Origin of the sequence: Nioella aestuarii (genome assembly GCF_050896395.1) — a bacterium.
Taxonomy (GTDB): domain Bacteria; phylum Pseudomonadota; class Alphaproteobacteria; order Rhodobacterales; family Rhodobacteraceae; genus Nioella; species Nioella aestuarii.
The window spans coordinates 12,242-24,336 of record NZ_JBPBBA010000006.1; the positions used below are offsets into that span (position 1 = coordinate 12,242).

General features: G+C 61.5%; 7 protein-coding genes. 4 read left to right on the forward strand and 3 right to left on the reverse strand.

From position 1 onward, the window contains the following. Positions 1-56: 56 nt before the first annotated feature. A complete protein-coding gene (rarD, locus tag ACROHD_RS05800) occupies positions 57-935 on the forward strand; it encodes an EamA family transporter RarD (protein ID WP_432676416.1) in 879 nt (292 codons plus the stop codon). On the opposite strand, the gene ACROHD_RS05805 is transcribed toward rarD, so the two are convergent. Beyond that, complete coding sequence (locus ACROHD_RS05805; protein WP_432676417.1) at positions 901-1,452, reverse strand: LOG family protein; 552 nt, start codon at positions 1,450-1,452, stop codon at positions 901-903. The two genes, rarD and ACROHD_RS05805, sit on opposite strands and share 35 nt — an antisense overlap. Positions 1,453-1,561: 109 nt before the next feature. Between ACROHD_RS05805 and ACROHD_RS05810 the strand changes: the two genes are divergently transcribed. Both ACROHD_RS05810 and ACROHD_RS05815 read left to right on the forward strand, forming a co-directional pair. After that, positions 1,562-3,631, forward strand: coding sequence for a LysM peptidoglycan-binding domain-containing protein (locus ACROHD_RS05810; protein WP_432676418.1), 2,070 nt, complete (start codon positions 1,562-1,564; stop codon positions 3,629-3,631). Between the two features lie 133 nt (positions 3,632-3,764). Further along, a complete protein-coding gene (locus ACROHD_RS05815) occupies positions 3,765-5,675 on the forward strand; it encodes an ABCB family ABC transporter ATP-binding protein/permease (protein ID WP_432676419.1) in 1,911 nt (636 codons plus the stop codon). 244 nt (positions 5,676-5,919) lie between these two features. Here ACROHD_RS05815 and ACROHD_RS05820 read toward each other — a convergent pair whose 3' ends face one another. Both ACROHD_RS05820 and ACROHD_RS05825 read right to left on the reverse strand, forming a co-directional pair. Next, entirely contained in the window at positions 5,920-9,684 is a 3,765-nt protein-coding gene (locus ACROHD_RS05820) for an efflux RND transporter permease subunit (protein WP_432676420.1), read from the reverse strand. After that, the gene (locus ACROHD_RS05825; RefSeq protein ID WP_432676421.1) at positions 9,681-10,985 is read right to left on the reverse strand and encodes an efflux RND transporter periplasmic adaptor subunit; all 1,305 of its coding nucleotides are present in this window, start codon (positions 10,983-10,985) and stop codon (positions 9,681-9,683) included. The genes ACROHD_RS05820 and ACROHD_RS05825 overlap by 4 nt, the downstream gene beginning before the upstream one ends. Before the next feature lie 282 nt (positions 10,986-11,267). Between ACROHD_RS05825 and ACROHD_RS05830 the strand changes: the two genes are divergently transcribed. After that, the gene (locus tag ACROHD_RS05830; protein ID WP_432676422.1) at positions 11,268-12,068 is read left to right on the forward strand and encodes a hypothetical protein; all 801 of its coding nucleotides are present in this window, start codon (positions 11,268-11,270) and stop codon (positions 12,066-12,068) included. The last annotated feature ends 27 nt before the right edge of the window (positions 12,069-12,095 follow it).

A 12,095-nucleotide genomic window follows, 5' to 3' on the forward strand; every position in this document is an offset into this window, starting at 1 on the left:
GACCACCCCCGGTCCTCATGAAAGGGGTAGGGTGAGATCCACAGGGAATAACGGCCATGACCGAGATGCAAAAGGGCAGTCTTGCCCTCATCATGGCCTGCATCATCTGGGGCCTTGCGCCGATTTTCTACAAGGCACTGGCCCATGTCGCACCCTCAGAGGTGCTGGTTCATCGCACCATCTGGTCCTTTGTCACCTTCGGCGTGGTGCTTGCCCTTCAGGGGCGTCTCAGAGAGATTGCGCGCGCCACGAGGCATAGAGGGCAGCTTGGCATCGCCTGTTTTTCCTCGCTGACCATCTCGCTCAACTGGTTCATCTTCATCTTTGCCATCGGCGCGGGTAGGGCGCTTGAGGCGTCGATCGGTTACTACATCTATCCACTCGTGGCGGTGGTGATCGGCCTGGTGGTGCTGCGCGAATCCCTCGGTCGCGCGCAATGGGCGGCGGTCGGGCTGGCGGCACTTGCGGTGTTGGTGCTGACCGTGGGGCTGGGTGTTGCGCCCTGGATCAGCCTGGTCCTGGCGGTCAGCTTTGCCACCTACGGGCTGCTAAAGCGCTGGATCGACGCCGGACCGGTGGTGTCCGTCACTGTTGAAACGCTGCTGCTGACACCCTTTGCTCTGATTTTCCTGGTGATCTGGGGGCAGGGCGCGTTTTTCTGGGGTTGGTGGGAGGCGCTCTTGCTGGTCCTTAGTGGCCCCGTAACAGCGGTGCCGCTGATCCTGTTTTCCTATGCCGCCAAGCGGGTGCCGATGTCGACCATGGGGCTGATCCAGTATCTCAACCCGACGCTGCAATTTCTGGTGGCGTGGCTGGTGTTTGTGGAACCGGTATCGCGGTGGCACGCCATCGCTTTGCCAATGATCTGGCTGGCGTTGGCGCTTTACAGCTGGACGGTGCTCAGCTCTTCTGCGCGCGGTAAAGCCCGGACATAAGCGTTGGGACATCCGGTACGACCTCGTAGAAGTCGAGCAAGCTGGAATCGGCAAATCCTTGGCCCACGATATGGTCTAGAAGATCGCTCAACTTGTCCCAGTAACCATCAGAATTCAAAAGGAAGATTGGCTTTTTATGCAAGCCGAGCTGGCGCCATGTCAGCACTTCGAAAAATTCATCGAGCGATCCGGCTCCGCCCGGCAGCACAACGATGGCATCGGCATTCATCACCATGACCTTTTTACGCTCATGCATGGTCTCGGTCACGATGAACGTATCCAGATCGCGCTTGCCCACTTCCATCTTCAGCAAGTGTTCGGGGATCACACCAAAGGTTCCGCCACCCGCCGCCATGGCCGATCGTGCGACTATGCCCATCAGACCCACATCGCCCGCGCCATAGACCAGCCGCATCCCACCTTCGGCCAATGCGGTGCCTAACGCCTCGGCATCTGCCGCATAACGCGGAGACAAACCGGCACGAGAGCCACAGTAGACACAAACGGAATAAGACATTGGTGAACCTGACTTGATGGTGTTTTGACCCGTGATAGACCTGTTGCTAAGGTCATACAACTGCACCGGCATGTGGGGATGTGCCGGGGCCCGAGGGGAGAGCAGAGACATGGCAGCTTCGGCAGGGTCCGGACTGGGACTAGGCACGCTGGCGGCAGGGGTGGCAGTTGCTGCCGTCGTTGGCGTGGTCGGCTATCAAATCATCTTTGCACCCGGACCGGACCCGGACCCAGGAACGCCGCCGCAGGACATTGCTGCTGAGCCCGGTCCCGATCCCGTTGTCGAGCCTGATGCGACAAGCGACGCGCCCGTTACCGCGCCCGAGATCGCCGAAGAGTCTGAAGCGCCCTCCGCTTTGATCGCCCCCAGTTTTGATCTGGTCCGCGTTGATGCCGCGGGCGGGGCGCTGATTGCCGGTCAGGCAGAGGGCAACGCCGAACTGCGTCTGCGCCTCGACGGGCAGGAAATCCATATGGCCAGCAGCGATGCTGGCGGTGAATTCGTTGCGATGTTCGACATTCCACCTTCTGAACTGCCCCGCATTCTGAGCCTTGAGATGGTGATGGAGGATGGTTCGGTGCTGGTCTCCGAGCAGAGCGTCATCATCTCCCCGACGTTGCGCCCGGCGGCCTCGGACACCGGCGTAGAGGTTGCAGCAGCGGAAGCCACAGGGCCGGAGCTGCCTTCTGATAGTGGTGTCTCGGAGCTGGCCATGGCGTCCGAGCCTGACAGCCCGCCAGTCGGTGGCACTGCGCCAATTGCCCCGGTGACGCCTGACTTGCCGGAACAAGGCAGCGTGGCTGCCGCTGAAGACGCGTCGGTTGAACTGGCTGAGGAGACCGCAAACCTATCGGAAAGCGCCCCCGACGACGCGCCAACCACAGATGTACCTGACGCCGTTGAGTCTGCGTCTGATGAAGGCGGTGAAGACGCCCCGATTCTGGACATGGCATCCGTCGAGCCTGAGGATAGCGAAGGACTAACCCGCAGTATTCAAGACGGGTCAGCCAACCCCGAAACCGGGCTGAGCTCTGACGCGGACACGCAAAGAGATCAGGATGGCCCGGGCGAAGATGCGGATGGGGCTGAACCCGCAGAAGGGTCAGAACTGCCCGCTATCGTGGAAGCCGTTGATGGCGGGGACCAGCCCGATGATATCGCAACTGCACCCGCACAACTGACCGCGGAGGCTTTGCCGACGGAAAATGAAGGCGCGACTGAGAATGCAACAGCAGAGCCGGATAGTCCGGTTGTTGTGGCTGATGGCTCTCAAACCCCTGTCGCAGATGAAGACAGCCAGGACATAGCAACAGCCGCGCCGAGTGATGAACCGATCATCGTGGCTGACGGCGAGGACACTGCCATCGCGTCTGACGGGGCAACCGAGCTCGCCATTGTTGAGGGTGCAGATGATGCGCCTGCTGTTGCTGCCGAAGCTCTGACACAATCAGACGAAACGCCTGTCGCTTCGGATGATGTGACAGAACTGGCCATGGCGGATAGCGCCGAGGATACGCCCTCCGTTGCCACGGACACGCCGGTTTCCTCTGGTGAAACGCCGAATGAACCAGCCGGATCACAGCCCGATCCTGTTGCAGATGACCCGACGAGCGAAAACAGCGAGACCCCGGTGTTGGAGCCACAGACCCCGACCGTTCTGCTTGCGGACAGCCAGGGTATTCGGGTCATTCAATCTGGCGATGCGGCCCCGCAGGTCCAGTCGCAGGTGACATTGGATACAATCGCCTATGACACTGTTGGTGACGTGGTGCTGGCAGGGCGTGGCAGGGCGGAATCGGACGTGCGCTTTTACCTCAATAACCAGCCCATTCACCTTGCCCCGATCGATGTTCAGGGCGGCTGGCGCACAGCGCTGCCGCAGGTTGATCCCGGCACCTACACATTGCGGCTTGATGAGGTCAGCGCCGATGGCGCGGTGCAAAGCCGGATCGAAACTCCGTTCCTGCGCGAAGAACCTGAGACGGTTGCGGCGATCACCTCAAGCGCGGGCGCGGACGTGATCACCGTGCAATGGGGCAACACCCTTTGGGGCATCGCCCAGCAACATCTGGGTGAAGGGGTTGCCTATGTGCAGATCTACGAGGCCAACCGCGATCAGATCCGCAACCCGGACCTGATCTATCCCGGCCAGATCTTTACGCTTCCCGATCGGGACTGACATCCGCCCACTTCCGCAGGATCGCACATGCCGGTTGCGCCTTGGTGATCTGGTCATTCCGGCCGGGCGCGCCTAAGTTGCGCCCAAAGCCAAGCCATCCCTACAGAAAGCCCGCTTCATGCCGCCCACCACAATGACCGATCAGCCAACCGGCGCAGAGGCTCGCCGCAGTGGCTGGCGCACCATTCGCAAAGTGTCGCCTTACCTGTGGCCGGAAGCGCACCCGTGGGTGAAGCACCGCGTTCTGATCGCTTTAGCGATGTTGCTTTTGGGGCGTCTGATCGCCGTCTACACACCGTTTTTCTATGCAGAGGCGGTCGATGTGCTATCGGGGGATGCGACTCCTGCGGGTATGTTGATGCTGGGGGCGGTCGGTTTGACCGTTGCTTATGGCGTTGCGCGGGCCATGTCCGTGGGGTTCCAACAATTGCGCGACGTCGTTTTTGCCAAGGTCGCACAGCGGGCGTTGCGGCAACTGGCGCTGGAGACGTTCCAGCATATCCACGCGCTCAGCTTGCGCTATCATATCACCCGCAAGACCGGAGGCCTGTCTCGCATTATCGAGCGGGGGGTGAAAGGCGTCGAGTTCCTGCTGCGCTTCCTTCTGTTTTCGATCGGGCCGTTGGTGATCGAACTGCTGCTGATCGGCATCGTGTTGGCTGTGCTGTTCGACATCTGGTATTTCGTCGTCGTTCTGGTGACGCTGGCCATTTACATCTGGTTCACCTTCGCGGTCACCGAATGGCGGGTGAAGATCCGCAAGGAGATGAACGATCAGGATACCGACGCGAACCAGAAGGCGATCGACAGCCTGCTGAATTTCGAAACGGTCAAGTATTTCGGTGCCGAGCAGCGAGAGGCCGAGCGCTATGACAGCGCCATGGCCGGCTATCAGCGCGCAGCTTTGAAGACCGCCTATTCGCTTGGCGCCCTGAATTTCGGGCAATCTGTGATCATTACCATCGGGCTGGTGATTGTCATGGTCATGGCTGCCATCGGCGTGAACGACGGCACCCTGACCGTGGGCGATTTCGTGATGGTGAACGCCTATATGATCCAGATCACCATGCCGCTCAATTTCCTTGGCACCGTCTACCGCGAGATCCGCCAGGCGCTTGTGGACATGGGGGAGATGTTCGACCTGCTGGAACAGCCAGCAGACGTGGTGGATGCCCCCGATGCGGGCGAGCTGACATGCGAGCGGGGAGATCTGGTGTTCGAGGATGTGCAATTTGGCTATGAGGCCGCGCGGCCGATCCTCAAGGGGCTGTCCTTTGCCGTGCCGCCGGGGCACACGGTGGCCCTGGTTGGGCCGTCGGGGTCCGGGAAGTCAACCATCGGGCGGCTTCTGTTCCGTTTCTATGACGTGGGCAGTGGTGCGATCCGGATCGACGGGCAGGATCTGCGATCAGTGACCCAGCACAGCCTGCATGAGCACATTGGCGTGGTGCCGCAGGACACGGTGCTTTTCAACGACACGATCCGCTACAATATCGCTTATGGTCGGCCCGAGGCGAGCTTTGCCGAGATCGAGGCTGCGGCACGGGCCGCGAAGATCCATGATTTCATCCAGAGCCTGCCGGAGGGCTATGAAACCGCTGTTGGCGAGCGCGGCCTGAAGCTGTCTGGTGGCGAGAAGCAGCGGGTCGGGATCGCCCGGACGCTGCTGAAAGACCCGCCCATCCTGCTGCTCGATGAGGCGACATCAGCGCTTGATACGGAAACCGAGCGCGAGATCCAGGAAGAGCTTAAGATGATGGGGCAGGGGCGGACCGTGATCACCATCGCGCACCGCCTGTCCACGGTGGTGGATAGCGACCAGATCATCGTGCTGGAGAAGGGTGAGATTGCCGAGCGCGGGACGCATGACGAATTGCTGGCGATGAACGGGCGCTATGCGTCGATGTGGGCCAGGCAGGCGGCAGAGGGTGACGAGGATCGGGGCCCAAGCCTGCGGGTCGTTGGCGAGAGTGGCGCTGAGTCGACCTCCACAACAGGCGATACACCTGTCGATGGGAAGTGGCGCTGGACGCCTGAAAACTGAGGCTGCGGACCGAGGAGCGTTTCGCCGCGCAGCGCGCGGCGACCGGGGGGCGCTGCGCCTCAGGCCCCTGCGGGGCCCTCGTTGCAGCGCGTTGCCACGGATAATTGGTACGGGCGGGGTGACTCATTTTCTGGCTCACGGCTGGCAGGCGAAAGACGCCTCCGGCGGGAGTATTTGAGCAAAGAAGAAGGGGCAGGTGGAGTGATCCATCTGCCCCTTTTCCTGGTGTTTCCGTGAGTGGAAATCATTCGGCCGCGCGCAGGGGTGCGTCGGGGGGGGCGGCGTCTTGTTCTTGCGGTGCATCATCGGGCGTCGGCGTGTCTTCTGGGGCTTCGATGATGAAGACCGGCTGCGGCGGCTCCTCCCAGAGGATCTCGGGGTGGCGGGTGCGGCGGGCGGAGCGGGCCAGCGCCCAGTCTTTCGCCCGCTGGCTGACACCGCGTGCGCCAAGCCGACCGATGGCGCGGGCAATCCAGCTGAGGATCGTCCAGAACCAGACCCGCAGCGCCAGGAGAGACGGGGTCAACACAAGTGTCAGCACCGTTGCCACGCCGAGGCCGAAGACAACAGCCGTTGCCAGCTGTTTCCACCAGAGCGCCGTGGGGCTGTCGACGGAATAGCCCCCGGCCGCGAAGTCGAGGCTGATGCCGTACATCATCGGCATAAGGCCCGCCATCGTGGTGATGGTGGTCAGCAGCACGGGACGGATACGCGCCTCTGCCGTCCGCGTGATCGCCTCCAGCTGTGGCATGTAGCGGCTGTATTCCTGGTAGGTATCAATGAGAACAATGTTGTTGTTCACCACGATCCCCGCCAGGGCCACGATGCCCGTGCCGGTCATGATAATCGAGAAGGTCTGATCCATCACCAGCATCCCGATCAGCACGCCAACTGTGGACAGAACCACGGCCAAGAGCACCAGGACCGAGTTATAAACCGAGTTGAACTGCGCCAGCAGGATGATGAACATGAGGCCGAGCGCGCCCAGGAACGCCTGTCCTAGGAAGGCCTGGCTTTCCTGTTCCTCTTCCTGGTCACCGCCCCATTCCCAGCTGACCGAGGCGGGCAGCGGGTTTTCGGTTTCCAGCCATTCGGTGATTGCAGCGATGCGCTCATTGGCGTTGATCGGGGTCAGTGTCAGATCGCCCGCAGCGATAGCCTGCTGAAGATCTTCATCTGCCTCGACCGTTGCGGCGTCTTCAAACCGGGTGTCACCGGTTTCAGCATCGGTCAGCATCACCATTCCATCCAGCACATCGGCGCGGACGTTGAAGATGCGGCTCTGGTCGCGGCGGTCGATCTCGGCCAGTTGCGGGGCCGGCGTCCGGGTGACGAAATTGGCGAGCGGCACAAGCCCGTCGGCGGTGCGTACGCGCAGCGTATCGAGCGTTGAGAGAACGCGCGCCTCCTCGGGGAAGCGGACGCGGATCTCGATCTCTTCATCCGAGCTTGGCACCCGCATCGTGTCGAGCAGGATGCCACGCGTCACCAATTGCACCATGGCACCCACGGCGGCCACATTGGCGCCATAGCGGCCAGCGGCCTCAACATCCACCGTCAGTTCCCAATCGACACCGGGCAGGGGCAGGGTGTTTTCCACCAATGTCAGGGCTGGCGTCGCCTCGAACCGTTCATGGACGATGCGGGTGGCTTCCTGTAATTCTTCCCAGTTGTCACCGGCCAGGCGCAGGTTCAGCGGCTTGCCCGAGGCGGGGCCACGGGACTGGCTGAAGATCTCAGTTCGGATGCCGGGGATCTGGTCCAGGTCCTCCTGCATTCCCGCAAGGATCATGTCGCCATCATAGGCCGGGTCGATCACGGTTCGGGGCAGTTGGATAAGCCCGCCAAGCAGGGGCACTGGCGCATCCAGAACCGGGCGTTCATCCCAGGGCAGCAGGTCGAACTGAACCTGTCCGATGGTGTCGCGCGGCTGCTCGGCTCCGCCGGTATTATTGTTCAGACCGCCCTGACCGGAAAAAGCAAACACGTCGCGGACACCTTCGGTGGCCAGCACCCGCGCCTCGACCTGACGCACCAGCAGGTCCATCTCATCGACGGACAGGTTGCCGCGTGCGCGAACATAGACGATGCCGTTCTCAGGCTCGGATTCCACGAAGAATTCAACGCCATTATTATTGGCCTGGAAATAGATGAAAACGCTGACAACGAAGGCGATGACACCTGCGATTGTTACCAGCGGCATGATCGGGTTGCCAACGATGGCGTGGATGATCCAGCCGAACCAGCTGCGGCGATAGCCGGCGCGGATGCGCTTGGCCTTGCGAGGAATGGCGATCGAGCCGATCATAACCGACATCAGCGAGGCGGCTGCAATGAACATCGCCATGCCGGGCAGCATTTGGCGGAAGGCACTGGCCGTGGGATCGGCCGGGAACAGGCCATCGGGGCTGATGGTTTCCAGCGCGGCCAGGAACATCAGGTAGCCGGCACCGGCGGTCAGGACCAAGCGAACGGGCCACCACGGGATCAGCGCTTTGACGACGGCGGTGCCATTGTCGATCAGCCGCGAATAACGTGCCGCGACACCGCCCAGAACCGGCAGGTAAATCAGCGCAACAATCAGCGAGGCGGATAGAACGAAGATCAGCGTTACGGGCAGCATCCCCATGAACTCGCCCGGAACACCTGGCCAGAACAGCATTGGCAGGAAGGCACAAAGCGTCGTGGCGGTTGAGCTGACAATGGGCCAGAACATCCGCTTGGCGGCGTCCGTGTAGGCCTGCATGGGGCGTGCGCCCTCTGCCAGTCGCTTGTCAGCGTATTCGACGACCACAATGGCCCCGTCCACCAGCATCCCCACGGCAAGGATCAGACCGAACATGACGATGTTGGAGATTGTCACGCCCATGATGCCAAGGAAGATGAAGCACAGAAGGAACGATGTAGGGATCGCGAAACCGACCAGAAGGGCCGATCGCGTGCCAAGGGCAGCAAGCACCACGATCATCACCAGCGCGATGGCGGTCAGGACCGAGCCTTCCAGCTGGCTAACCATACCTTGAACCGTCACGGATTGGTCAAGCGTCGCGGTCACCGTCACCGATTGGCGCAACTCTTCAGGCCACTCGGCTTGCGCGGCGGCGATTTCGGAGCGGACCAACGCCGCGGTATCCATGATGTTGAAGCCAAGCCGCTTCACGACCTGCAAAGCAATGGCGTTTTCGCCGTTGAAACGGGCGGTGCCTTCACGGTCTTCATATGTCAGGCGGATCTCGGCCAGGTCGCCTAGCGTCACGACCCGGTCACCGTTCACCTTGATGGGCAGGTTGTAGATATCCTCGGTCGTGTCAAAGCTGGAGGGGATCGAGACCGAGATTGCGCCGCTTGCAGTGCTGACCTCACCCGCTGCAATCAGCTGGTTGTTGTTAACGACCGCGTCGATCAGTTCGCGCGCGGTGACGTTGTAAGCCTCCAGCGCCAGCGGATCGATGACGACCTCGACCATTTCATCGCGGCCACCGGCAAGACCCGCTTCAAGAACCGGCGGCAGGGCTTCCAGCCGATCCTGAAGCTCCTGCGCCAGTCGCAAAAGCGTGCGTTCAGGGGCTTCGCCGGACAGGGCGACGATGATGATCGGGAATTCCGAGAAGTTGATTTCGTTTAACGAATAGCTTTCCGCGCCTTCGGGAAATTGCGCCGCGGCGGAATCCATGGCTTCGCGCACTTCGGCGATGGTGGCGTCCTTGTCCCAGCCGAACTCGAACTCCAGGAAGATGCCAGCATAGCCTTCGGCAGCGGTGGCCGAAATCGTTTGCAGCCCGTCCAGATCCTGGAATTCCGCCTCCATCGGGCGGACCAAGAGGCGTTCACTGTCCTCGGCCGAGATGCCGGGGAAGGGGACGGAGACGAAAAGACCGGGGATATCGATATCGGGTTCGCCCTCTTTCGGCAGGCCGATATAGGCGGCGGTTCCGACGACAACGGACAAAACCACAAAAGCAACGACCATCCGCGCACGAGAGGCGGCCCAATCAACCATTCCGATCATTGCGACAGCTCCTGGTAATGGGGCTGAACCGGAACGCCATCGGTTACGAATTCCTGCCCGACAACGATCACGTCAGCGATATCGGGCAAGCCAGCGAGCACAACGCCATTCACTGTATCGCGCAGGAAGGTGACGGGGGCGAAGCGGGCGGTATTGGTCTCATCCACGATGCGCAGGCCAAGCAGGCCCTCGTCATTCAAGGTCAGGGCAGAGGACGGCAGCAGATGCGCCATCTGACCGGGTGAGGCAATCAGAATATCGGCGGTCTGGCCATCCCGAATGGACAGATCCGTATTATCGACGGCAATCTCTACCCGAAACGTCCGTGTCTGAGGATCGGCAGAGCGGCTGAGGAACGTGACCGTTCCCGCGACCTGCTGACCGGTGGCCAGTCGCGCGCTTGCGGTGGCGCCAACCTCGATCCGGTCAACTTCGGCTTCCGGCACGAAGCCAACCAGTTTGATCGGATCAAGCTGGATGACCGTCGCGCATAGTGATCCGGGCTGCATAAGCGACCCAAGCTCGGCCGTGTCGCTTTCCAAAAGCCCTTCGAACGGGGCAAAGATCTGAAGGTTCTCGATTTCCTGCTCGGCACGCAGAACGGCGGCTTCGGCAGCGCTGATACCGCTTTGCGCAGCCTGAATTGCGGCCTGTGCGGCCTGAATTCCCGCGGTTGCCGATTCAATCCCGGCCTCAGCCGCGCTGACCGTGGCGCTTGCAGATGCCGCGCGGGTTTCAGATGCGAACCCACTTTCGCTGAGCCGCGTTGCGGCGTTCGAGTCAATCTCGGCTGCGGTTAAGCTGGCCTGCGCTTCGGCCAGACGGGCGCGGGCGGCGGGCAATTGCGCCTGAGCTTCCGGCAGACGCGCCTGCGCCTCCAGGAGCCGTGCCTGGCTTTCGGCCAAGGCGGCGGCGCGGGTGCCGGGCTCGATCTCGCACAGCAGTTGACCCTCTTCTACGAAAGCCCCGGCGCGGATCGGCTCGGAAATGATGCGTCCAGAGGTTTCCGAGCGCACTTCGACCTGACGGGCCGCTTCGGTGCGACCGCGCAACAGAACCGCTGAATCAACCTCTTCCGCGACGGACCGGCGCACAACAACAGACACGGTGCCTTCTGGCAGGTCGGGCTCGGGCTCTTCCAGCGTGATCTCGACATCGTTTTCGGCGCTGTCCGCGTCCATCGTGTCCTCAGGCGCCGCGCGGAAACCGTTGGCAAATTCAACCAACCGCTCGCGTTCCATCACAACGGCGTAAATTACCGCGCAAACCAGGAGTGCTGTAATAATCGAAAAAATGCGCATTTGCTGCCTCTTACCACGGGCCCGTCTTGTCCGGCCCTACATCTGGATCATCGCATCGCGATTCAACCCATAATTACGCTAAACCGGTCCGTTTAGTTTACTTTTTGTCTGAGCTCTCGGCAAGACTGAACTAACCGGTTCAGTTTTTTGTGTTCCCAAGAAGAATTCCGACAGTTGCTGCGCCCCTGAAAGAGGTGAGACTTGTTCCCGGGGGGCAACTCGCGTTAAGAGGCAATAACAAGTGACACATGTGCCGAAAACGGCTGAAAAATTGGGGCGAAAATGGCCAATACCGACAGTTTTATCGAAGAGGTCAATGAAGAGCTTCGTCGCGACCGGCTGTACAAGCTGTTTCGCAAATGGGGCTGGATCCCGATCCTTCTGATCATCGCGATTGTCGCGGCGGCTGCGTGGCGGGAATATAGCCTCGCGCAGGAGCGCGCGGCGTCAGAGGCGTTTGGCGATGCCCTTATTGCGGCGCTCGACAATGATGATGCGGCAGCGCGCCAGGCGTCCCTCGCCGCGATTTCGCCCGCAAGCGAAGAAGCCAGCGTGCTGCTGGCCATGCTGTTGGCCGGTGAGCAAGCCAATGGCGAGTCCGCCTCCGAGGCCGCCGCCAGCCTGCGCGCGATTGCCGTTGATACGGCAGTGCCTGAACGCTACCGCGATCTTGCGCTTCTGAAAGCGCATATGCTGGATCCGCAAGACGCCGCCACCGCAATGGCTGAGCTTGATCAACTGGCCCGCCCTGGTCGCCCGTATCGCCCGCTGGCGATGGAACAGCAGGCGCTTGTACATGTTTCAAATGGCGATACAGAGGCCGCGATTGCCCTTTTGCGCCTGTTGGAAGAAGACAGCGAAGCGACGCCGGGCTTGCAACAACGCGCGTCTCAGTTGATTGTGGCATTGGAATCCGGCGCTGCCTTGCAGGATCCGGCCCCGGTGGAAGACACCGCGCCCGAAGGAACAGACGCAGCGCCCGAGGACGCCGCCGACCCTGACGCCCCAACCGACGGGACCGGGGACGCGCCGGCAACTGAGGGGGAAGTGCCCCCGGCAGCAGAGAACGCCCCTGAACAATAAGGGGCAATGCGGTCGGTGACGAAACGG